The sequence below is a fragment of the Rhizobium sp. LC145 genome (assembly GCF_001005825.1).
Taxonomy (GTDB): domain Bacteria; phylum Pseudomonadota; class Alphaproteobacteria; order Rhizobiales; family Rhizobiaceae; genus Neorhizobium.
Map to the genome: position 1 here is coordinate 214,567 of NZ_LBHV01000009.1, position 23,157 is coordinate 237,723.

General features: G+C 59.7%; 19 protein-coding genes and 2 pseudogenes. 14 read left to right on the top strand and 7 right to left on the bottom strand.

The window, feature by feature from the left end; all coding sequences use genetic code 11:
• Positions 1-107: 107 nt before the first annotated feature.
• Both YH62_RS22980 and YH62_RS22985 read left to right on the top strand, forming a co-directional pair.
• Positions 108-992 (top strand): LysR substrate-binding domain-containing protein, encoded by an 885-nt coding sequence (locus tag YH62_RS22980; protein ID WP_046796609.1) that lies wholly within the window; start codon positions 108-110, stop codon positions 990-992.
• An 89-nt stretch (positions 993-1,081) separates the two neighbouring features.
• Positions 1,082-1,840, top strand: a complete 759-nt coding sequence (locus YH62_RS22985; RefSeq protein WP_052760488.1) for an HXXEE domain-containing protein — start codon at positions 1,082-1,084, stop codon at positions 1,838-1,840.
• A 13-nt stretch (positions 1,841-1,853) separates the two neighbouring features.
• Here YH62_RS22985 and YH62_RS29635 read toward each other — a convergent pair.
• The 4 genes and pseudogenes from YH62_RS29635 to YH62_RS23000 form a co-directional block, all read right to left on the bottom strand.
• Positions 1,854-2,123, bottom strand: a pseudogene (locus YH62_RS29635) (3-keto-5-aminohexanoate cleavage protein); the annotation flags it as partial.
• 11 nt (positions 2,124-2,134) lie between these two features.
• A complete protein-coding gene (locus YH62_RS22990) occupies positions 2,135-2,608 on the bottom strand; it encodes a nuclear transport factor 2 family protein (RefSeq protein WP_046796610.1) in 474 nt (157 codons plus the stop codon).
• Positions 2,605-3,228, bottom strand: a complete 624-nt coding sequence (locus tag YH62_RS22995; protein WP_046796611.1) for a pyridoxamine 5'-phosphate oxidase family protein — start codon at positions 3,226-3,228, stop codon at positions 2,605-2,607. Before YH62_RS22995 ends, YH62_RS22990 begins: the two co-directional genes overlap by 4 nt.
• A 120-nt stretch (positions 3,229-3,348) precedes the next feature.
• Positions 3,349-4,335 carry an MBL fold metallo-hydrolase gene (locus YH62_RS23000; RefSeq protein ID WP_046796612.1) on the bottom strand — a complete coding sequence of 329 codons (987 nt, stop codon included), beginning with the start codon at positions 4,333-4,335 and terminating at the stop codon, positions 3,349-3,351.
• A gap of 134 nt (positions 4,336-4,469) precedes the next feature.
• Between YH62_RS23000 and YH62_RS23005 the strand changes: the two genes are divergently transcribed.
• The gene (locus tag YH62_RS23005; RefSeq protein WP_245282159.1) at positions 4,470-5,366 is read left to right on the top strand and encodes a LysR family transcriptional regulator; all 897 of its coding nucleotides are present in this window, start codon (positions 4,470-4,472) and stop codon (positions 5,364-5,366) included.
• A 310-nt stretch (positions 5,367-5,676) separates the two neighbouring features.
• Here the strand turns inward: YH62_RS23005 and YH62_RS23010 are convergent, their stop codons facing one another.
• On the bottom strand, positions 5,677-6,576 hold the full coding sequence (locus YH62_RS23010; RefSeq protein ID WP_046796614.1) for an AraC family transcriptional regulator: 900 nt from the start codon (positions 6,574-6,576) through the stop codon (positions 5,677-5,679).
• 200 nt (positions 6,577-6,776) lie between these two features.
• Here YH62_RS23010 and YH62_RS23015 point away from each other — a divergent pair, with 200 nt between their 5' ends.
• The 6 genes from YH62_RS23015 (at position 6,777) to YH62_RS23040 (ending at position 15,779) form a co-directional block, all read left to right on the top strand.
• On the top strand, positions 6,777-8,243 hold the full coding sequence (locus YH62_RS23015) for an alpha-glucosidase/alpha-galactosidase (RefSeq protein ID WP_046796615.1): 1,467 nt from the start codon (positions 6,777-6,779) through the stop codon (positions 8,241-8,243).
• Between the two features lie 119 nt (positions 8,244-8,362).
• On the top strand, positions 8,363-10,450 hold the full coding sequence (locus YH62_RS23020; RefSeq protein WP_046796616.1) for an ABC transporter substrate-binding protein: 2,088 nt from the start codon (positions 8,363-8,365) through the stop codon (positions 10,448-10,450).
• A gap of 115 nt (positions 10,451-10,565) precedes the next feature.
• Positions 10,566-11,573: an ABC transporter permease gene (locus YH62_RS23025; protein WP_046796617.1), complete on the top strand. Its 1,008-nt coding sequence runs from the start codon at positions 10,566-10,568 to the stop codon at positions 11,571-11,573.
• A 1-nt stretch (position 11,574) separates the two neighbouring features.
• Entirely contained in the window at positions 11,575-12,705 is a 1,131-nt protein-coding gene (locus YH62_RS23030; RefSeq protein WP_046796618.1) for an ABC transporter permease, read from the top strand.
• Positions 12,706-12,715: 10 nt separating this feature from the next.
• Positions 12,716-14,383: an ABC transporter ATP-binding protein gene (locus YH62_RS23035; protein WP_046796655.1), complete on the top strand. Its 1,668-nt coding sequence runs from the start codon at positions 12,716-12,718 to the stop codon at positions 14,381-14,383.
• Between the two features lie 22 nt (positions 14,384-14,405).
• Positions 14,406-15,779 (top strand): alpha-glucosidase/alpha-galactosidase, encoded by a 1,374-nt coding sequence (locus YH62_RS23040; RefSeq protein WP_046796619.1) that lies wholly within the window; start codon positions 14,406-14,408, stop codon positions 15,777-15,779.
• 12 nt (positions 15,780-15,791) lie between these two features.
• On the opposite strand, the gene YH62_RS23045 is transcribed toward YH62_RS23040, so the two are convergent.
• A complete protein-coding gene (locus YH62_RS23045; protein WP_046796620.1) occupies positions 15,792-16,676 on the bottom strand; it encodes a helix-turn-helix domain-containing protein in 885 nt (294 codons plus the stop codon).
• 92 nt (positions 16,677-16,768) lie between these two features.
• Here YH62_RS23045 and YH62_RS23050 point away from each other — a divergent pair, with 92 nt between their 5' ends.
• The 5 genes from YH62_RS23050 to YH62_RS23070 all read left to right on the top strand — a co-directional run bounded on the left by YH62_RS23050 (position 16,769) and on the right by YH62_RS23070 (position 22,947).
• Positions 16,769-18,043 carry an ABC transporter substrate-binding protein gene (locus YH62_RS23050; RefSeq protein WP_046796621.1) on the top strand — a complete coding sequence of 425 codons (1,275 nt, stop codon included), beginning with the start codon at positions 16,769-16,771 and terminating at the stop codon, positions 18,041-18,043.
• 69 nt (positions 18,044-18,112) lie between these two features.
• A complete protein-coding gene (locus tag YH62_RS23055) occupies positions 18,113-18,973 on the top strand; it encodes a sugar ABC transporter permease (protein WP_046796622.1) in 861 nt (286 codons plus the stop codon).
• A complete protein-coding gene (locus YH62_RS23060; protein ID WP_046796623.1) occupies positions 18,970-19,806 on the top strand; it encodes a carbohydrate ABC transporter permease in 837 nt (278 codons plus the stop codon). Before YH62_RS23055 ends, YH62_RS23060 begins: the two co-directional genes overlap by 4 nt.
• An 11-nt stretch (positions 19,807-19,817) precedes the next feature.
• Entirely contained in the window at positions 19,818-20,900 is a 1,083-nt protein-coding gene (ugpC, locus tag YH62_RS23065; RefSeq protein ID WP_046796624.1) for a sn-glycerol-3-phosphate ABC transporter ATP-binding protein UgpC, read from the top strand.
• A gap of 43 nt (positions 20,901-20,943) precedes the next feature.
• The gene (locus YH62_RS23070; protein WP_046796625.1) at positions 20,944-22,947 is read left to right on the top strand and encodes an aldo/keto reductase; all 2,004 of its coding nucleotides are present in this window, start codon (positions 20,944-20,946) and stop codon (positions 22,945-22,947) included.
• Positions 22,948-22,995: 48 nt separating this feature from the next.
• Here YH62_RS23070 and YH62_RS30840 read toward each other — a convergent pair.
• Positions 22,996-23,157 (bottom strand): annotated as a pseudogene (locus tag YH62_RS30840) (nucleotidyltransferase); the annotation flags it as partial.

Sequence of the window (23,157 nt, forward strand, 5' to 3'; positions counted from 1 at the left end):
TTTGTGGGACCGTATCGCTGTGTTGTCCGGGGAAAAATCGAATTTTTCTGGATTCGATTGAGTTTTTCTCAATCGAAAGATAGAGATAGCCGTGGGGAGGAAGCCACATGCAGACAAAGCGCAAGGACTTGCCGCCGATGACCGCGCTTCCGGTGTTCGAGTCTGTGGGGCGGCACATGAGCATTGCCAAGGCGGCGGACGAACTCTGTCTCACTCCCGGTGCCGTTAGTCGGCAGATCCAGAATCTTGAATCATTCCTCGGTTGCGATCTCTTCGAGCGGTCGCATCGAAGGATCACATTTACGCCGGCCGGCGAAGTCTACTGGGACAAGATTCATACGTCCCTCGGCCAGATACGCGCGGTGACGAGCGATCTCTCCGTCGGTATCGATCGGCGGCCGCTCGTCATCGGCAGCCCGCGCGTTTTTCTGCAGAAATGCATCATGCCGGTGCTTGGAACGCTTTATGCACGTCGTCCCGATATTGTCGTAAAGTTCGTCACTGGCGGGCACGATATCGAAGGGTTGGACGGTACGATCCATGTGGGGGAGGCGATCAGCAAGAAGGGATTCGTGTGCGAGATATTGGGCGACGCGGATCTTACACCAGTCTGTAGCCCTGCCTATCTTCACCGCGCGCCGCCCCTAGATACACCGGACGACCTGGAGCGGCATACCTTGCTGCGTTCCGCGGAATTCACACGCAACTGGGAGCGGTGGCTGGGGGCGCGCGCTCCGAGGATTTTTTCCAGGACGCGCTTCATCGATCTCGAAAGCTCTGGCCTCGAACTGACGGCCGCAGTCGAAGGACTTGGCATCGCCATTGTTCGCCAAAAGCTGGTCAAGCAGGAACTGGCGGATGGTCAACTCGTTGCGCTGTTTGAGAAAGACATGGTGCATGAGCACTATTTTTTCATGTTCGCCGATCCGAAACTTCGGTCCGACAGTTTCCGGTTCTTTCGCAATTGGCTGAGGGATGCAGTTGTGGAATAGAGCAGGCCGGTGTTCAGTCTGCGGCGCGTTATGGCAACATTCTCCAGTCGTGCTCGGGCCTGCATATTATCAAAAGGGCCTCCTCAATCATGCATTACTGGCACTGGTTCGACATCGCCTCTGCTTGGATTGGCGGCGTTGGAGCAATCGTCCTGTCGGTTCTGCTTTTTGCAACTAACCGTCTCCGGAGCGATCCAAGCCGCTCGCGATGGCATGACTGGGTGTGGTTGTCTTGGATCGGGACGGCGGCCTACCTGCTTCACAACTTCGAAGAATACGGCATCGATCTGCTTGGGACGTTCCATGCATTTCCGGGCATGATTTGTGCACAGCCTGGTTTGCCGCCGTATCCGAATTGCCCGATCCCACCGGTGTTTTTCCTTGCGGTCAATGTCACTGCGTTCTGGGTCGCGGCTCCCATTGCAGCCCTGCTCAGCCGACGACACCCGCTTGTCGGTCTTTCTATATACGGCATCATAATCATCAACGCCCTGGTACATATGGCAGCCGCGCTTGGGGGTAGCTTCGGTGGAGGTTTTTTCACTTCACTGCTTTTCGTGGTCCTGGCCGTGTGGGTTATCCGCGCCTGCTTCGGTCCAGGGCGGATGAGCTACGGCGCGCTCGCCCTTCTTGTGGCTGGCGGGATCATAGTTCACATGGTTTTGGCGGCTCCGCTGGTGCTGTTTGTCAATTTTGGCTTGAGTGCGACTGTGGTTGTCTTGCTGCAACTGATGAATCCCTTCCTGCTGATGCTCATCCTATGGCTTGGGGAGCGGTGGCGTGATGGGGTGTTGATCTCTCGAACCCGCGGACCAACTGACCTCGGGAGGGCGCGGATGGGGGCGTAGTCGGAAGCCGACAGGCAGAGATGCAGTCTCGCGTCTGCTTCTCGTCGCGTTCTATCCACGCGTCCGTTGACACTCCGACAAGACTTCCCGGACAAACGCGCCGCACGGCGCATATCGCCTCGTCGACCACCAGGAGGCTCTCACGTCCGTTCGGGCCGCGTGGGTGTATGTGAAGTTCGGCAGCCCCCGCGGAGACGCATGCTGCACCGTCGAGGGCAATGGCATCCGCCGTGAGCGGTAGCCGCGGGTGATAGCCGCCAGGACGTGCACCGTTAAGAGACAGGTTAGTCTCGACTAAAAACCGAGCTCGCTGAGACCAGGATGATCATCAGGCCTGCGGCCAAGCGGCCACCGAAAGCAGCGCTCGTCGGCGCTGATAGGCAGGTCGTTGATACAGGCATAGCGCTTCCGCATCAGGCCTCTATCGTCAAACTCCCAATTCTCGTTGCCGAACGATCTGAACCAGTTCCCACTGTCGTCATGCCACTCATAGGCGAACCTGACGGCAATTCGGTAGCCGCCGAAAGCCCAGAGTTCCTTGATCAACCGGTAATCCAGCTCTCTCCGCCATTTTCTCGAAAGAAACGCTACGATCGCTTCGCGCCCGCTCACGAATTCAGCACGGTTACGCCACTGGCAGTCTACCGTATATGCCAGAGCGACCCTCGCCGGGTCGCGGCTGTTCCAGCCGTCTTCAGCAAGACGAACTTTCTCGACTGCGTTTTCGAACGTAAAAGGCGGAAGGGGTGGTCGTTGAGCTTCGGTCATCTTTCTGGGTTCTCCAACCGTGCACGCAAAGTCGCATTCTCGGTTTCCAATCGCTGCAGTTGTTCACGAAGAGGAGCGACAGCTTGTTCAACCTGCTGTTCGGTGTAGCGCGGAATGATGTGCTGTGGGCAATTCCAATCGAACGCCACAAGCCGAAGCCTGAAGATCCGTTCCGCCCTTCCTTTGTAGGTCGTGTCGGAGACCAGTTCCGTGAGTTCCTGGTCAGCATCAAGCGCCAGTCGCTCCACATACGCATAAATTTTGAGCCGTGCCCGTCGCACATAATCCATCAAGAACAGGCAGGTCCGATCGTTAGCAGCAAAATTGCCGGCGCTGATGTACTGGCGATTACCCCGGTAGTCGGCAAAGGCCAATGTTCGCTGATCGACGACCTTAAGGAAGCCGGCTTTTCCTCCACGGTGTTGAACGTATGGCCAACCCGTTTCGGAGACCGATGCCATATAGAAGCTGTCGCGTGAGGCAATGAAGGCGATCTCGCTTTCGGTGAGGGTATCTGAAGGACGGTTGTCAGCGCCCAGCCATAGCTGGTCCACCCCCATGTTCGCCTGAGCGGCTCTGACGCTCGGCGTCATAGCGACCTCCAGGAAATGATATGGCATCAATAATCCCCTTGTTCGGGCAGGCTCGCATCGCTGTCTTACGGTGCGAGCCGAATCTATCTTTGTTAAGCCCAATTTAGTGCTTGGCAATTTTACCCTTCAGCTCGCTGAGCGCGAACATCAGTCCTGCATGGCCCAATCTGCGACCTGCCAACGCATTTCCCCACGACCGGCGACGATACGGCCGAGACCAGGGAAAGGCATGTGCGTGGCAGCGATGAGCGCGCCCTCCGACGCGGCACGCGGAAGGAAGCGATCACGCATGGCTTTTGCAGCGGCACGGTCCTGCTCAAACAGGAAGAACACATCGGTCGCGGCAGGATGCACGACCGGAAAAATCATATCCGAAACCATGATCAGGCTCTTCCCGCCATCTTCGATCCGCACGCCGATATGGCCGGGCGTATGGCCGGTCAGGTCGATGATTGAAACGCCCCGCATGATCTCGCGCTCTCCATCGATCGTTTGGAGCCTCGGGTATAGCCGCACGACTTCCTCCGCCATCCTGAAGCTGGTCTGCAGATAATCAGGGGCGCCGTTGCGTTTGGCTGGATCGGTCCAGTGGGTGACGTCGCGACGATCGATATAAAGATCGGCCTCGGGGTAGTTGTTCTTGCCTCCCAGAACAAGTCCGCCCATATGGTCTTGGTGCATATGCGTTACGATGATCGCGTCGATCTTGTCGGGCTGCAGACCGAGCGCGGCGAGTGCCTGTGGTAACTGTCCGGTCTGCCCGATCGAGCCTGCCGCACCGGCATCGATCAGGATGCGGCGCTCGCCATCCTCGACGAGATATTGGTTGAAGAGGAACCGAACCCCACTCGGCCGGGCGGCAAACTGTGCGCTTGCCGCCCTCTCAACCTCGGGTGCCGAGCGTCCCGGAAAGTAGTCATACGGCATGTCGGCATACCCATCCGTCAGCGCCGTAACGGTGAACCGGCCGATGCGGATCTGTGCGAACGGGTTCACCACAACAGGCGCCTTGGCAGCATCCCGCGTCGCCGCACGGGCGAGGGAGTCTCCGAGCAGGCCTCCACCGAGGAGGCTTCCCCCGACAAGGCTGAGAGGCAGGGCGCCGGCAAAGGCGCGACGTGAAAGTTGAGGCATGACATCTTCCTCTCGATCAGTAGCACGATGGGACTTATGGCAAGCCCCTTGACGACGCGAAGGCTATGACATCCACAAACAACGGGGTATCTTGGTATTTTGGAAACATTCCTCTCATTTTATGGAAGGCTTTGATGGATCGTTTTGACGCGATGGCGGTGCTATTGGCGGTGGTCGACGCCGGCAGTCTATCTGCCGGGGCACGGCGGTTGAATGCGCCGCTCGCCACGGTCAGCCGCAAAGTGGCCGATCTTGAAAAACATCTTGGCGTTCGCTTGGTCGTGCGCACCCGTCGCGGCCTCGCCTTGACGGAGGAGGGGCGCACCTTCGTCGCCGCGTCACGTCGAATTCTTGAGGAGCTTGACGCAGCGGAGCGGCAGGCCAGCGGCGATTATGCAGCGCTGCGTGGCGGGCTGCACGTGACCGCGCCGATTGCCTTCGGCGAGCGCCATCTGCTGCCAATTGCGCTCGAATTCCTCAAGGAGCAACCCGAGATCAACCTGCGGCTGACCCTGACTGATCGGCAACTAAGTCTGGCGGATGAGCACGTCGATGTAGCCCTCCGGATCGGGCACCTGCCGGACAGCGCGATTATCGCAACACGGGTTGGCGCCGTCCGCCGGGTGATCTGCGCGAGCCCCGACTATCTCGCTCGCCGAGGAGTGCCGCGTCAGCCGGAAGACCTCGCCCCGCATGATGGCATAAGCTTCCAGGGCTTCGCGACCGCCCCGGAATGGCGATACCGCCGGGACGGCGCGGCCTTCGCCGTCGAGCCGCGCCTCAAACTCGCGGTCAACACGACAGAGGCTGCGATTCAGGCTGCGCTGGCCGGTATCGGCATTATTCGCGTGCTTTCTTACCAGATCAACGAACATTTGCGCTCTGGCGCGCTGCGGGAATTGTTGGCGGAGTTCGCACCGGAACCGCTGCCAGTAAATATTATTTACGGACCAGTCGATCCGCTGCCGCTGAAGGTCCGGTGCTTCCTTGACTGGATCGGCCCCCGCCTGCGCGCGCGAATGGGACCCTAGCGTTCCGCCTATCAGACGCGCCTCCGTTAATGGCGATCAGGCTCAGTGGTAGTCGATCGTCCTGCATTGACGACCGCTTGCCCTTGCGGGCCGGAACGGACATCCGCCACCGGCGAGTTGATTTCCGCTTTGGCGCACAGGTGACGTAACGCCGCCCGGCCAGGCCGATGTCTGCTTGCAGGCAGGCCGAAGATTTGCCTCTATGACCGATATGGGGCGCAGAGCTGTCGTTAGGGCCTTACTACCTGACCACCTTTCAAGAGCAACGTTTTGGTTCAAAGCGATCTTACGCGACAATTGACAGGGGTATTCAGGCTCTTTTTCGCTGCGTGGTGACGGCCGCATACATGCCCGTCGTGCGGAAATCGCTCGGGTTCGTGCCATAGAGGCGGCGGAATACCTTCGAGAAGTAATTGGGGTCCTCGAAGCCGCAGAGTGCCGATACTTCCTTTATCGGCATTTCGGCGGCTTTCGTCAGCAGCTTGGCGGCCCGCCGAAGCCTCTTCTGCAGAACGAATTCGGCTGGTGGCAGTCCCTCGCTCGCCGTGAAAATGCGGGAAAAATGGGCCCGGCTCAGGCCGGCCACCGCCGCCAGATCGCTGACCGAGAGATGCTCATCGAGGTGGCTGTCGATGTAGCTGAGCACATGCTGCATCGTTCGATATTCCTGGCTGAATGTGGGATGTGATCCGAAGACGTCGTCATAAAGCAGCATGGCTGCCTCATAGGCGGTCGCAGATGCAGCACCCGGTGTTTCTCCTCCGGTCATGAGCCGATGGCAGCAATAGGCCAGGCGATCGATCGTCTCGGGCTGCAGGTGCAGGATAGGGCCGGTCATTGCCAGAATGGAACGGTGGATCCTCAAAGCCTCCTCGCCATTCATCGAGATCCAGAAAAATTCCCATTCCTCATCGCGCTCGAGCCAGTAGCGATGATTATGCGGAATGAGCAACAGCAGTGTTTCACCGGGTTTGACATGCGTTCTGCGGTTTTCGTAGCGCAGGTTCCCCCGTCCGCTGATGCAATGTTGCAGGACCGTGAAGGGCGCCTGACCACGCTTGCGCCCGTCCCAGTCATAGGTTGGACCCTTCCTTATCTCATAACCGCTACTGGTCGGCATGGTATGGAGCGTCTGGCGTCCTCGCGGCAGCGAAACGGTCCGCATGCCAGGGCCGGCTGCAATGAGATTCCGCAGCACAAAATTACCCATAATAGCATAATCCTTCTCTGGCTCCCTGTCGGAATATACGCATAATCCTTGTCCGAGGAGAAGTTGGAGGAAGGTTTTCGGGAGGATTTGGCGTTGCTATGCCAGCTTTTAAAAGCTTTTTCTGCCGTAGCCTGCGCGGCTGTTATCCTGTCGCTACTGTCGCCGGCTTTAGCCTTCAGCTCGCAATGAGGATGTGAATCATGAGTTTCAAAATCGCTATCATCGGAGCAGGCAGCGTCGGCTTCACGAAGAAACTGTTCACGGACATCCTTTGCGTTCCGGAATTCGCCGACGTCGAATTCGCTCTTACGGATATCAGTGAGCACAATCTTCAGATGATCAAGGCGATCCTCGACAAGGTCGTCCAATCCAACAAACTGCCTACGAAAGTGACGGCGACCACCGATCGCCGCAAGGCATTGGAGGGCGCGCGCTATATCATGAGCTGCGTGCGTGTCGGGGGCCTGGAAGCCTATGCGGACGATATCCGTATTCCGCTGAAATACGGGATCGACCAGTGTGTCGGTGATACGATCTGCGCCGGCGGCATTCTCTATGGTCAGCGCAACATCCCGGTCATCCTCGATTTCTGCAAGGACATCCGTGAGGTCGCAGCCCCCGGGGCGAAGTTCCTGAACTATGCGAACCCGATGGCGATGAACACCTGGGCCGCCATCGAATACGGCAGGGTCGACACCGTCGGGCTCTGCCACGGCGTCCAGCACGGCGCCGAGCAGATCGCCGAGGTCCTTGGCGCAAAATCGGTAAAGGAGCTGGATTACATCTGCTCCGGCATCAATCATCAGACCTGGTTCGTCGACCTGAAATTGAACGGTCGCCAGATCGGCAAGGACGAACTCATTGCCGCCTTCGAGGCTCATCCGGTCTATTCGCAGCAGGAGAAGCTGCGCATCGATGTCCTGAAACGCTTCGGCGTCTATTCGACCGAGAGCAACGGGCATCTTTCGGAATACCTGCCCTGGTATCGCAAGCGGCCGGAAGAGATCACCAGATGGATCGACATGTCGAACTGGATCCATGGGGAGACAGGCGGCTATCTGCGTCATTCCACCGAGACTCGAAACTGGTTCGAAACGGAATTCCCGCAATTTCTCGCCTCGGCCGAAAAGCCGATCGATCCGGCCATGCGTTCCAACGAGCATGCAAGCCATATCCTGGAAGCACTCGAAACGGGGCGCGTCTATCGCGGCCATTTCAACGTCAAGAACAACGGCGTGATCGCCAATCTGCCTACGGATGCGATCATCGAGTCGCCCGGTTTTGTGGATCGCTTCGGCATCAACATGGTCTCCGGCATCACCATTCCGGAAGCCTGCGCCGCGACCTGCATTTCCTCCATCAACGTGCAGCGCATGTCGGTGCATGCGGCGATCAGCGGCGACATCGATCTTCTGAAGCTCGCCGTCCTGCACGATCCGCTGGTGGGGGCCGTCTCGACCCCCGAGGAGGTCTGGCAGATGGTCGATGAAATGGTCGTCGCGCAGGCCCGCTGGCTGCCGCAATATGCCCATGCGGTCCCCGGCGCCAAGGAGCGGCTCGCAAGCGCGAAGGTAAAGACGCGCGAATGGGCCGGAGCTGCGCGGCGCAATATCCGCTCAATCGAGGAATTGCGGGCCGAAAAGGAGGCGCTCAAGCGGGCTGTCTGAGGCCGGCGGAAGCGCCGGGAAGCCTCCGAGGGAGAGAGGCGTTCGGGAACTTTCTTTCATTGTCGTTCGAGGAGAAGCGGAGGCGCGTCGAAGCGCTCCGGAAGAGGAGGAGAAAGACGATGACGAATTTACGAGAGATCGGCATTCGCGCCGGATTGGCGTTTGGCGTTTCGGTGATGGCCGTGAATGCCGCGGCATCCGAGCCGACGACCCCGCCGGTTCCGCCGCAATTCCCGGCGGAAGGCAAAATCAAATACGTGACCCGCGATTCCATTCTCGAGTTCAAGGCGCTGCCGGAATATCGCGAGCCCGATTGGGTGACGAAGAAGTTCGTCGAGGCTGGCAAGCTGCCGCCCGTCAAGGATCGCCTGCCCAAGGAGCCGCTGGTCTTCAAGACCGAGAACATGCCGGACGGTATCGGGGTCTATGGCGATACGATGCGCCACGTCATCGGCGGCCGGCCGGAAGGCTGGAACTATGGTGCCGGCCAGACGCAGGGCTGGGGCGGCATCGACATCGGCCTTTCGGAATGCCTCACGCGCACCGCGCCGCTCTTCCAGATCGAGGCAAAAGACACCGAACCGCTTCCCAACCTCGCCAAGAGCTGGGAGTGGTCTGAGGACGGTCACAAGCTGACCATGCACCTTATCGAAGGCGCCAAGTGGTCGGACGGCGATCCCTTCGATGCCGACGACATCATGTTCTATTGGGAAGACGAGGTCATCGATCCGAACGTCTCACCGCTCGGCGGCGGTGCCTCGCCGGAAGCCTTCGGCGAGGGCACGGTGCTGAAGAAGATCGACGCCTATACGGTGGAGTGGACCTTCAAGGAGGCCTTCCCGAAACAGTATCTCTATACGATGGCCTATCCGAACTTCTGCCCGGGGCCGTCGCATCTCCTTAAGCCCCAGCATCCTAAATATTCGAAGAACACCTATAATCAGTTCAAGAATGCCTTCCCGCCGGAATTCCTGAACATGCCGGTCATGGGCGGCTGGGTGCCGGTGGAATACCGCTCCGACGATATCATCGTGATGCGCCGCAATCCCTATTATTGGAAGGTCGACGAAGAAGGCAACCAGCTGCCTTACCTCAACGAGCTGCATTACAAGCTCTCGACCTGGGCCGACCGTGATGTGCAGGCGGTTGCCGGCTCCGGCGACATTTCCAATCTCGAGCAGCCGGAAAATTTCGTGGCCTCGCTGAAGCGCGCCGCGGAGGAGACCGCCCCTGCGCGTCTCGCGTTTGGACCGCGCCTCATCGGGTATAATCTGCGCATGAATTTCTCCGCCAACGGCTGGGGCGATCCGGATGCCCGCGGCCAGGCGATCCGCGAGCTGAACCGCAACGAGGATTTCCGCAAGGCCGTTACCATTGGGATCGATCGCAAGGCGCTGGGAGATTCACTGGTCAAGGGGCCGTTCACGGCGATCTATCCCGGTGGCCTGGTATCGGGCACGAGCTTCTACGACAGGGAATCCGTCGTCTACTATCCCCATGATCTCGAAAGCGCCAAGGGGCTGCTTGAGAAGGTCGGTCTGAAGGATACGGATGGCGACGGTTTCGTAAATTTCCCGGCTGGCACCGAAGGCGGGAAAAATGTCGAGATCGTGCTTCTGGTCAACAACGGCTACAGCACCGACAAGAGCCTTGCCGAAGGCATTGTCGGCCAGATGGAAAAGCTGGGGCTCAAGATCATCATCAATGCGCTCGACGGTCCGAAGCGGGACGACGCTCACTATAGCGGCCGCTTCGACTGGTTGATCCAGCGCAACACCACCGAGCTGGCTTCGGTGGTCCAGAGCACGGAGCAGCTTGCCCCTGTCGGTCCCCGCACGAGCTGGCATCACCGCGCCGGCAAGGATGGCAAGCTCGACCTTATGCCCTACGAGGAGGAGCTCGCCGATATCATCAACAAGTTCCGCACCAGCCAGGACAATGATGAGCGCGTGGCCCTGATGAAGCAGTATCAGAAGACCGCGACTGAGAATGTCGATACCGTCGGTCTGACGGAATATCCCGGCGCGCTCATCATCAACAAGCGCTTTTCAAACGTGCCGCAGGGCACTCCGATCTTCATGTTCAACTGGGCCGAGGATTCCGTCATCCGCGAACGGCTGTGGGTCGCGGCCGACAAGCAGGGAAAATACGAACTCTTCCCTGAGCAGCTTCCCGGCAAGCCGGGCGAAAACGGCCCTATCAACTAGAGCTCCTCCCTGACGAAGCGAGAATCCGGCCGCGCGTGGTGCGCGGCCGGACGGGACCAACAAGCCGGTTGCAGCGAGAAAGCGTGACTGGCCGCAAGGAGAAGCGAACCGTCCGATGCTACGATTCCTGCTCATGCGCATTGCGTCTGCGATCCCCGTGCTCTTCGTCCTGAGTGTGGTGACTTTCGCGATCATCCAGGCGCCGCCTGGCGACTATGCCGACTATATCCGTTCGCAGCTCATCAATCAGAGCGGAGCATCTTACGCCCAGGCCGAGGCGCAGGCGCAGGCCTATCGCGCCGAGCACGGCCTCGATAAGCCGCTCGTCATCCAATACGTCAACTGGATCAAAGGGATCATCACCGAGGGCGATTTCGGCTACAGCATGTACTACAACAAGCCGGTCGCCGACGTCGTCGGCGAGCGTCTGCCGCGCACCCTGGCGCTTGCGCTTGTGTGCCATCTGCTTGCCTCCGTGCTCGGCATCGCCTTCGGCATCTGGGCGGCGACACGCCAGTATTCCTGGATCGACAACCTGCTTTCGGGCATTTCCTTTCTCGGCATGACGGTACCGCGCTTCCTGATGGCGCTGATCATCGTTTACCTGCTCGTCTTCCACTTCGATGTTTCGGAAATCGGCAGTTTCTTCTCGCCGCAATATGGCGGTGCGCCCTGGTCGTGGGGGAAATTCGTCGATCTCGTCAGCCATGTCTGGCCGGTCGTGGCGATCGCCACCTTCGGAGGGCTCGCCTACAATATGCGCGTCATGCGCGGCAATCTGCTCGACACGCTGAATGCGCAATATGTCGAGACGGCGCGGGCCAAGGGCCTGTCGGAGGGCGCCGTCGTGATGCGCCACGCAGTGCCGAATGCGGTGCACCCGCTCGTCATGTACCAGGGGGTCGTGCTTCCCTACATGCTGACCGGTGAGATCGAGACGGCGATCATCTTCTCGCTGCCAACCGTTGGCCCCGCCATCGTCGGCTCGATGGCGATCGGCGACGTCTATGTTACCGCGACCTTCATGATGGTGCTGTCGGCGACGCTGATCATCGGCAACATCATCGCCGACATGCTGCTTGCGATGCTGGACCCGCGGGTCCGCCAATACGAAGGAGCCTGAGATGTACGCTTTGGACTCCTCATCTTCTTCGCAGCAGGAAGAGGCTCTCAAGAGCGGCCCGCATGGCAATGAGAGCTATCTGGCGCTCGTCTGGCGACGCCTGAAACGCTCCTGGACCGGCATGATGGGGCTGATCCTCGTCGGTCTTTTGATGATCATGGCCGTCTTTGCTGACTTTCTGGCGCCGATGGATCCGAAGGCGACGGATATCGGCTTTGCACCGCCGCAGACGATCAGCTTCCACGACAAGGAGGGTAATCTCGTCTGGCCACGCGTCTACGCGCTAGCAGATTCCGAAGAGCTCGATCCAGTCACCTTCCAGCCGATCGTCGGGCCGGACTATGACAATCCGAGACATCTCGGGTTCTTCGTAAAGGGTGCCGAATACAGGCTTTTTGGCTTTATCCCGGCCAGCCGGCACTTCTTTGGTACCGTCGATGGGCAGCCGGTGCATTTTCTCGGCACCGACAAGTTCGGCCGTGACGTGCTGTCGCGTGCGATCATCGGCTCGCGCATCTCACTGATGATCGCCTTGATCGTGGTCGTCATCATAACGGTCGTGGGCACGACGATCGGCATGGTCTCGGGTTATTACGGTGGAAGCTTCGACGTCTGGGTGCAGCGTTTCGTCGAGCTGGTGCTCGCCTTTCCGCAATTGCCGCTCTATCTGGCGCTGACATCGCTGATCCCCATCACCGCGCCGACCAATGTCTTTCTTGCCTTTGTCATCTTCGTCATGTCGGCGCTCGGCTGGGCGCAGATGTCGCGCGAGGTGCGCGGCAAGACGCTTGCTCTGGCGCGCATCGATTACGTGCGGGCGGCGATGGCGATCGGCGCCACGGACCGCCGCATCATTTTCCAGCACATCTTTCCCAATGTCCTGAGCCACGTCATCGTCGCGGTGACCCTGGCGATCCCGCATGTCGTGCTCCTGGAATCCTTCCTTGGCTTTCTCGGTTTTGCCGTGAAGCCGCCGCTGATCTCCTGGGGCCTGATGTTGCAGGATACCGCAAACTATTCGGTCATCGGGACCTATCCCTGGATTCTTGCTCCCGTCGGCTTCGTGCTCGTCACCGTCTTTGCGTTCAACGCCTTGGGTGACGGTTTGCGCGACGCGGTCGATCCATATTGAGGTGATGAAGATGGCCCTTTCACTCGTCAGTTCCTTTGCGCCGTCCACCCGCCGCGACCACGACCTCCGGTCGGAAAGTCCCATCATCGACGCCCGCAATATCGGCGTGAACTTCACGGTGGAACACGGCCACGTGGAGGCCGTGAAGGATGTTTCCTTCCAGCTCTATCGTGGAGAGACGATCGCCATCGTCGGCGAATCCGGCTCCGGCAAGTCAGTGACGGCGCGTACCGTCATGGGCCTGCTTTCCAAGCGCGCCAGCGTGTCGCCGAAGGCGAGGGTCGAATATGACGGAGCCAATATCCTCACATTCTCTGAAAAGGCGCGTCGCCGGCTGAGAGGCGACCGGATTTCGATGATCTTCCAGGAGCCGATGAGTTCGCTCAATCCGCTCTATTCGGTCGGCACCCAGATCGTCGAGGCGATCCGCGTTCATCGCAAGACGACCCGCAGACAGGCCGAGGCCCGTGCGCTGGAATTGTTGAAACAGGTGCAGATTCCCGATCCGGAAGCGCGGCTTAGGCAATATCCGCACCAGCTTTCGGGCGGACAGCGCCAGCGCGTGATGATCGCCATGGCGCTTGCCAACGATCCGGACGTGCTGATCGCCGACGAACCGACCACGGCGCTCGACGTGACGGTACAGGCGCAAATTCTCAATCTCATCCGCAGCTTGCAACAGCAGCGGGGCATGGCGGTTGTGCTGATCACCCATGATCTGACGATTGTCCGGAAATTCTCCGACTACGTCTACGTGATGCAGCATGGGGAGATGCGGGAGCATAACACGACGGAGCAGCTTTTCACCAACCCGCAGCATCCCTATACCAAGCACCTGCTGGCCTCGGAGCCGCGCGGCCAGGCCAAGCCGATACCGGAGAGTTCCGATGTCATCCTCGATGCAAGGGGAGTGCGAGTCTCCTTCATGCTGCGCCACGGCGGCTTCTTCAAGCCGGCGCTTCGCGAACTTGTGGCCGTCGACAGCCTGAACCTGACGCTACGACGACACGAGACACTCGGGCTCGTCGGCGAATCCGGCTCCGGCAAGACGACTTTCGGGCAGGCGCTGCTGCGGCTCACCAATGCCGAAAGCGGGGAGATCCTTTTCGACCGCCAGCCGATCCATGGTCGCTCGCGCGCCGAAATGCGGCCGCTACGCTCCCGAATGCAAGTCGTTTTCCAGGATCCGTTTTCCTCCCTCAATCCACGCATGACGATCGGCCAGATCATCGAGGAGGGGCTCGTCGTCAACAGGCTTGGCGTCAGCAAGGCCGAGCGCCTGGACAGGGTACGCGAGGCACTGGTCGCGGCCGGCATGCCGGGAAACATCCTTTCGCGCTTTCCGCACGAGTTTTCGGGCGGGCAGCGCCAGCGCATCGCGATTGCCCGCGCGATCGCGCTCGAACCCGAATTCATCCTGCTCGACGAGCCGACCTCGGCGCTGGATCTGTCGGTTCAGGCCCAGATCATCGACCTCCTGCGAAAGCTGCAGGAGGAGAGGGGCTTGAGCTATCTCTTCATCTCCCACGATCTCAAGGTCGTGAAGGCGCTCTGTCACCGTGTCATCGTCATGCAGCACGGCAAGATCATGGAAGAGGGGCCTGTCAACGAAGTTCTATCCAATCCCAAGACCGACTACACGGAACGGCTCGTCAAGGCCGCTTTCGAGGTAGCATGATTGCCGAATGCCGGAGGTTGTTATGGCACGAAATCCCAGGATCACTTTCATCGGAGCTGGCTCCACCGTTTTCATGAAGAACATTATCGGCGACGTCTTGCAGCGTCCGGCTCTGTCCGGCGCGACGATCGCACTCATGGACATCAATCCGCAGCGGCTGGAAGAAAGCGCGGTCGTCGTCAACAAGCTGATCTCCACGCTTGAGGTGAAGGCGAAGGTCGAGACCCATCTTGATCAGCGCAAGGCGCTGGCGGGCGCCGACTTCGTCGTGGTCGCCTTCCAGATCGGCGGCTACGAACCCTGCACGGTGACTGACTTCGAACTGCCCAAGAAATACGGTCTGCGCCAGACGATCGCCGATACGCTCGGCGTCGGCGGCATCATGCGGGGCCTGCGCACGGTGCCGCACCTGTGGAAGATCTGCGAGGATATGCTCGCGGTCTGCCCGAATGCGATCATGTTGCAATACGTGAATCCCATGGCGATCAATACCTGGGCGATCGCGGAAAAATACCCGACGATCAAGCAGGTGGGGCTCTGCCACTCTGTGCAGGGTACGGCCATGGAACTGGCGCACGACCTCGACATCCCTTATGAGGAAATCCGCTACCGCTCGGCCGGCATCAACCACATGGCCTTCTACCTGAAGTTCGAGCACCGGCAGCCGGACGGTTCCTACAGGAACCTTTATCCCGATCTGGTCCGCGCCTATCGCGAAGGACGCGCGCCGAAACCTGGTTGGAATCCGCGCTGCCCGAACAAGGTGCGCTACGAGATGCTGACGCGGCTTGGCTACTTCGTCACGGAAAGCTCGGAGCACTTCGCGGAATACACGCCCTATTTCATCAAGGAGGGCCGCGAGGATCTGATCGAGAAATTCGGCATTCCGCTCGATGAATATCCGAAGCGCTGCATCGAGCAGATCGAGCGCTGGAAAGGGCAGGCGGAGGCCTATCGTTCGGCCGAGAAGATCGAGATAATCCAGTCAAAGGAATATGCCTCCTCGATCATGAACTCGGTCTGGACCGGCGAGCCGTCGGTGATCTATGGCAATGTCCGCAACAATGGCTGCATCACCTCGCTGCCGGAAAATTGTGCTGCGGAAGTGCCATGCCTGGTCGACGCCTCGGGCATCCAGCCGACCTATATCGGCGAGCTGCCGCCACAGCTCACAGCCTTGATCCGCACCAATATCAACGTCCAGGAACTCACCGTGCATGCGCTGATGACGGAAAATCGCGAACATATCTATCATGCCGCGATGATGGACCCGCATACGGCGGCCGAACTGGATCTCGACCAGATCTGGTCGCTGGTCGATGATCTGATCGCCGCTCACGGCAACTGGCTGCCCGAGTGGGCGCAGGCGCCGATCAGGCACGCGAAAGCCGTCTGAACCGCGCAGAAGTCACACCGCCGCGACGCGCACGTCGCGGCGGAAATCCGAAGGCGACATGCCGGCAATCAGCCGGAAAGCCTTGTTGAAGGCGCTCACCGAGCCGAAACCGCTGTCCATGGCGATCTGCAATATGCTGTAGTTGCCGTTCACCAGCATGGCCTGCGCACGCGAAAGCCTGAGCAATGTCAGGTATTTGATCAGCGTCATTCCTGTCGATCTGCGAAACAGGTTCATGGCGTATTTCGGGTGCAGGCCGGCGGCGGCGGCGATGTCGCCCGCATCGATCTCTTCCAGAAAATTGGCGGCGATGAAGTCGCACATGCGCACCACGCTGATCGAGGGCGTGGCGGAAGCATTGTCGTTCAGGGGACTTTTGTCGGAAGACACCACGGAATAGGGCTCGAAGAACATTCTTTCGACGCGCAGCAGCAGCTCCTCCACGGCGTGCTGAGCCCTCACGTCGTCACCCGAGGTCACATAGCGGACCCAGCGCGGGAAATTCTCCTCGTCTGCCCGGTCGGTTGCGGATGTCAGCATCGTGGCTCCATTCATCAGCATGCCGGAGACGGCCGGAGGAAGGCGCATGCGGAAGAAGTGCACGAGCGGCAGGTGCGCGCCTGTATAGATCGAATCATCCGACGATTCGTCCATCTGATGCGGCTGGCCGCCCCAAAACAGGCACATCTGCCCGGCATTGAGCCGCACCGTGTGGCTTCCCATGCGGTAATGCACCGTGCCGCGCATGACGTAGTTCACTTCAATCTGTGCATGCCAGTGGGGGCGGAGCATGATCCTGGGATGGCCCTGGAACAACTGCAGCGTGGTCGGAAATCCCTCAATGCTGCTGGCGCCGGGGTGGTAGATCGCTCTTTCATCAACCTTACTTTCCGCCAAATCCACATTCCCTTTGTACGAGACAGATTTTCGTCCGGCGGTAATCTGCCCATGTTCGATGAAGAACGGCAATTGAAAAAGGGAGGTTTTCAATGGGCGCCAAATTCCTCGGCGTAGCGGTCTCGCTTGCGCTCCTCGGGTCAGGGCCTGCCGCCGCGCAGTCCACCGACATCACCATCTGGAGCTGGAACGTCGCAGCCTCGGCTCTGAAGTCCACGCTTGAAGGGTTTAACAAGAAATATCCCGACATCAAGGTCACGGTCGAGGATCTCGGCAACAGCCAGGTCTTCGACAAGGCCCTAGCAGCTTGCGCCGCCGGCGGGGATGGCCTGCCGGATATCGTGACCATTGAGAATTTCGAGGCGGAGGTGTTTTGGAACCGCTTCCCTGATTGTTTCGCAGACCTGACGGAACTGGGCTATACCCCCGAAATGCAGGCGCTTTTCCCAGAATTCAAGCGCACGGAGCTTGAGGTGGACGGTGTCGCCTATGCGATGCCCTGGGATTCGGGTCCGGTCGCCGTCTTCTATCGCCGGGACTTCTATGAAAAGGCGGGCGTCGATCCGTCGACGATCAAGACCTGGGATGATTTCCTTGCGGCCGGCAAGAAGGTCATGGAGGCCAACCCTGGTACCGTGATGGCTCAGGCCGATTTCAATGGTGACAGCGAATGGTTCCGCATGATCGCCAACGAGCAGGGATGTGGTTACTTTTCGACCGATGGTCAGAGCATCACCATCAACCAGCCGGCCTGTGTCGCAACGCTCGAAAAGCTCAAGGAGATGAAGGACGCCGGCATCATCACGGCCGCCATCTGGGATCAAAAAATTCAGGCGAACACGGCGGGCAAGGCCGCCAGCCAGATGTATGGCGGCTGGTACGAAGGCACCGTACGCTCCGGCTCGCCCGATCTTGCGGGGAAGTGGGGCGTCTATCCCATGCCGAGCCTGACGGCCGACGGCCCCCGCGCCGCCAATCTCGGCGGATCGTCGCTGGCGATCAGCGAGGCATCAGAAAACAAGGAGGCGGCCTGGAAATTCGTCGAGTATGCGCTCACCACGAATGAAGGGCAGGTCACGATGCTGAAATCCTTTGGTCTGGTTCCTTCGCTTCTGAGCGCGGTCCAGGATCCCTTCGTCAAGGAGCCGCAACCCTATTGGGGCGGTCAGGCTGTGTGGTCGGACATTCTTGCTACCCTGCCGAAGATCGTTCCGGCCAGAGGGACCGCCTTCCAGGCTGACGCTGAATCGATCTACCGGGCAGCCCAGACCAAGTATTTCGCAAACGATTATCCCGATGCGAAGGCGGCCTTGGACGATGCCGCCAAGCAGATCGAAACGGCAACCGGACTTCCCATCGCTGAATGAACGAGCTCGGCCGGGCGGAAAAACGCTCGGCCGGTCCATTCCATCGAAATTCGGTGACGGGAGAAGACGATGCCCCTGCGCAACAGGATCGCTTATGCGTTCCTTGCCCCTTATCTGTTGATCTTCGCGACCTTCTGGCTTTGGCCGATCATCAATTCGTTCCTGATTTCGTTTCAGAACACGCGCGTCAATCCCTGGAGGTTCAGCCTTACCGTCAACTGGGGCCGGCTCGTCGCCGATCCGGCCTTCTATAATGCGCTTTACAACACGCTGATCATCCTGGTCATCCAGGTGCCGGTGATGATTGCGCTCGCGACGGTGATGGCGGTACTTCTCAACTCACCGCTCTTGAAGGCGCGACCGCTTTACCGCTTCGCCTTCTTCGCTCCCGTGGTTGTCGGCGAGGTGGCCTATGCGGCGGTCTTCCGGCTGATGTTCAGTATCGATTTCGGGATCATCAACAAGTTGATCGGTTCGGTTGGGCTCCCCCCGGTTTCGTGGTTCGACAATGGGACTGCTGCCATGGCGCTGGTCATCATTGCGGTGACCTGGCGATGGGCCGGTTACAACGCCATCATCATCCTGGCGGGCTTGCAGTCCATTCCCGGCGACGTCTATGAGGCGGCAACACTCGATCGCGTGGGCAAGGTGCAGCAGTTCTTCCATATCACTCTGCCGCTCTTGAAACCCATCATCCTCTTCTGTGTGGTGCTCTCGGTCATCGGCACAATGCAATTGTTCACCGAGCCCTTCCTGATCACCAACCGCGGCGGTCCTGGAGGCGCCACGGAGACGCTTGGCCTGCTTCTCTACAGGCAGGGCTTCACCTCGCTCAATTTTGGTTATGCCTCGGCGATCGCCTATACGATTGCGGCGCTCGCCGTCGCCATCTCGCTTCTCAATCTGTTCATCGGGAGGGAGGCGAAATGAAGTCGAAATCCCGCACGCTGATGATGCAAAGGCTTGCTCTGCATGCAGCACTGACGCCGCTTGCAATCATCTGGCTCTTCCCGCTGTGGATGATGTTCGTGTTCTCGACGATGCCGGACTACGGCATCTTCAGCCCTGATATCGTGCTCTGGCCTTCGACGAACTTCGTCGAGAACTTCAAAAATCTGCAGGCGGACACGAATTTTCTGCGGGCGATGTTCATCTCCATCACCGTCGCCGTCATCTATACGGTCCTTTCGGTCATGCTGACCTCGATGGCTGGCTGGGCGCTTGCGCGCTATCGGTTCGCGGGCCGCTCCATGGTCATCGCCATCATTCTCGGCACGATCACCCTGCCGTTTGCGGTGGTGGTCATCCCCCAGTTCATCATGGTGGCGCGTGAATTCAAGCTCGCCAATACCTGGGTGGCGCTGATCGTGCCCCCGCTGTTCAACTCGCTCGGCGTCCTGTTCATGCGGCAATCGTTCTCGATGATGCCGACGGAATTGTTCGATGCCGCCCGCGTCGAGGGCGTCAAGGAATGGCGCATCTTCCTGCATATCGCCCTGCCGCTGGCGCGTCCCACGATGGCAGCATTGTCGATCATCCTCTTCCTCGCGTCGTGGAACAATTATCTCTGGCCGCTGCTCATCAACTCGCGGCCGGGCATGATGACGGCGCCGGTGGCGCTCGGCACGTTGATCGGTCTCACCAAGGTCTCATGGGGCGGGATCATGGCGGGAGCGGTGCTTCTGACCGCGCCCATCCTCTTCGTCTTCATCTTCCTGCAACGCCATTTCATCTCCGGCATTGCCGCCGGCGCGATCAAGTAACCGGGGGCATCATGGCCGGACTCACACTTACCAATGTCATCAAGCGGTTTGGAGCCTATGAGGTTGTCCATGGCGCAAATCTCGAGATAGCCGATGGCGAATTCGTGGTTTTCGTCGGCCCTTCGGGATGCGGAAAGTCGACGCTGCTGCGCATGATCGCCGGGCTGGAGGATGTTTCGGAAGGGACGATCGAAATCGGCGGCATCGCGGTCAACGATGTCGAGCCGTCGGAGCGGCGCATCGCCATGGTATTCCAGTCCTATGCGCTCTATCCGCATATGACGGTGCGGCGGAACCTGTCATTTGGGCTGCAGATGAACGGCAACCCGAAGGAAGACACCGAGCGCCGCGTCGCCCATGCTGCCAATATCCTGCAGATCAACGAGTTGATGGATCGGCGCCCCGGCCAGCTTTCCGGCGGCCAGCGCCAGCGGTTTGCGATCGGTCGGGCAATCGTGCGCGAGCCGCAGGTCTTCTTATTCGACGAGCCGCTGTCCAATCTGGACGCCGAGCTTCGCGTGCAGATGCGCGTCGAGATCTCCAGGCTGCACAAACAGCTCGGAACGACGATGATCTACGTCACCCATGACCAGACCGAGGCGATGACGCTGGCGGACAAGATCGTCGTGCTCAGGGCAGGGCGCATCGAGCAGGTGGGAGCCCCGCTCGAACTTTACGATAATCCGGCCAACCAGTTCGTGGCTGGTTTCGTCGGCTCGCCGAAGATGAACTTTCTGAAGGCGAGGATCGAAGGCAAAGGGGCTTCCGGTGTGACGGTCTCGCTGAGGGCGGATCCGCGGGTCAAGCTGACGCTTCCCGTTTCGAGCGCCGTGGCGGCGGGATCGCAGGTCATGCTCGGCGTCCGGCCCGAGCATTTCGTCAATGCGGGCGCGGGTGACACGGACCTGACGGTCCGGATCGATGTCGCCGAGCATCTCGGGCATACAAGCTATGTCTATGCCACGATCTCCGACGAGCCGCTTATCATCGAGCGGCCGGAATCGCGGCATGGCGGCGATAGCGATAGCCTCACGATCGGGCTCTCCGCCGCACGCTGCTTCCTTTTCGATGCGGAAGGCAGCCGGCTGCGTTGATCGTTCCATCCCACTCTCCCAAGACTGACCAAGAGGAAAATCCATGAGCTTAGAACAACAGATCCGCTGGGGCATAATCGGCCCCGGCACCATCGCGCGGACGTTCGCCGAGGGGATTGCGCATTCCACCACCGGCAAGCTTGTCGCGATCGCCAGCCGCAATCCCGACAAGCCGGGGCTTGGTGACGGCTTTCCCGGTGCGCGGATCGTCAAGGGTTATGAAGCGCTGCTTGCCGACAAGGATATCGACGCCGTCTATGTCGCGACGCCCCACATCGGTCATGCGGAATGGGCGATAAAAGCGATTCGCGCGGGCAAGCATGTGCTGATCGAAAAACCGATGGCGCTTTCGGCCTTCGATGCCGATGTCATCTTCCACGAGGCGAAAAAAGCCGGCGTGTTCGTCGGCGAGGCCTATATGTACCGCTTCCATCCGCAGACCGCGCGGATCGCCGAACTGGTGAGGGAAGGGACGATCGGTGAAGTCAGGATCATCCGCTCAAGCTTCGGCTTCGATATGGGATCTTTCCGGCCCGAACACCGCCTGTTCGCCAATGACATGGCAGGCGGCGGCATTCTCGATGTCGGCGGCTATCCGGTATCGATGGTGCGGATGCTGGCGGGTGCGGCTGAAGGTAAATCCTTTGCCGAGCCTGTCACCGTCTCCGGTGTCGCTCATCTCGGCCAGTCCGGCGTCGATGAATGGGCATCAGCCGTATTGAAATTCGAGAGCGGCATCATCGCGGAAGTGTCCTGCTCGATCATGGCGCAGCAGGACAATACTTTGCGGATCATCGGCTCGAAGGGCCGCATCGAAGTCAAGGATTTCTGGTACGCCTCCGGTCGGCAGGGCGGGGTGGGGCGCATCGACATCATAAAAGGCAACGAGCGGCAGACGATCGAGATGGAGGAAAAGCGCTACCTCTATTCCTTCGAGGTCGATGCCGTGGGCGAGGCGATCCGCGCTGGCCGCACCGAGTTCGTCTTCCCCGGCATGAACAGGGAGGACGCGCTCGGCAACCTGCGTGTGCTCGATCGCTGGCGTGCGTCCGTCGGGCTAGCATATGGGGTCGAAACGGCTGCCAAGCGCGTCACGAATATCGCAGGCGAGGTCGTCAGGCCCGGAAACAGCATTCCAAAGCGCAAGATTCCCGGGCTCGAAAAGCCGGTCTCGGCTGCCGCTCTCGGCTTCGAGTTCTTTCCGAATTTTGCTGCGGCTTCGCTCACGCTCGACGCGTTTTACGAGGCCGGCGGCAATGTCTTCGACACGGCGTATATCTATGCCGGGGGCAAGACGGAGAGCATTTTCGGGGACTGGCATACCAGCCGGAAGGTGCCGCGCGAGGAGATCGTGCTGATCGGGAAGGGAGCGCATTCGCCGCTTTGCTATCCGGATGTGATCGCCAGGCATTTGGATCAGTCGCTGGAGCGGTTGAAGACCGATTATGTTGACGTCTACTTCATGCATCGCGACAATCCGGATATTCCGGTCGGCGAGTTTGTCGATGCGATGGATGCGGAGGTCAGGCGCGGCCGGATCCGTGGTATTTTCGGTGGTTCCAACTGGACGCGCGAGCGCATGGACGAGGCTGTCGACTATGCCGCCAAAAACGGCAAGACGGCGCCGGCTGCGCTTTCCAACAACTTCTCGCTTGCCGAGATGCTGGACCCGATCTGGGCAGGATGTGTCGCCGCTTCCGACGACGCGTGGAAAGAATGGCTGAATGCCCGGCAAATTCCCAATTTCGCCTGGTCGAGCCAGGGGCGCGGCTTCTTTACGGAAAGGGCCGGACGCGACAAGCGCGATGATGAGGAAATCGTCCGCGTCTGGTACTCGGAGCGGAATTTCGAGCGCCGGGATCGAGCAATTGAACTGGCGAAAAAGCGTGGATGCAGCCCGATCCATATCGCGCTTGCCTATGTCATTACCCAGCCCTTCCCGGTCGTGCCGCTTATCGGCCCCAGGACCGTGGCCGAGCTTGAAGACAGCCTCTCGGCACTTCGGGTGAAGCTTTCGGATGAGGAAGTTCGCTGGCTGGAAGGCTGAACCCCATCAAGTGCGGACCGACGATCGCTTGTTCGCTCGTCGGTCCGGTCAACCGCTGTCAAAGCTCGCTTTGTGCTCCAATTCCGCCAGCCGCTCCTTGCAGATCGTTTCGACGAGGCGATGGAGATGCTCTGTCCGTTCGAGAAGCCAGGCGAGTGCTTCCTCGGTGATCTCGAAATGCTTTGAATAGCGCGCCTTCACATAGGCCTC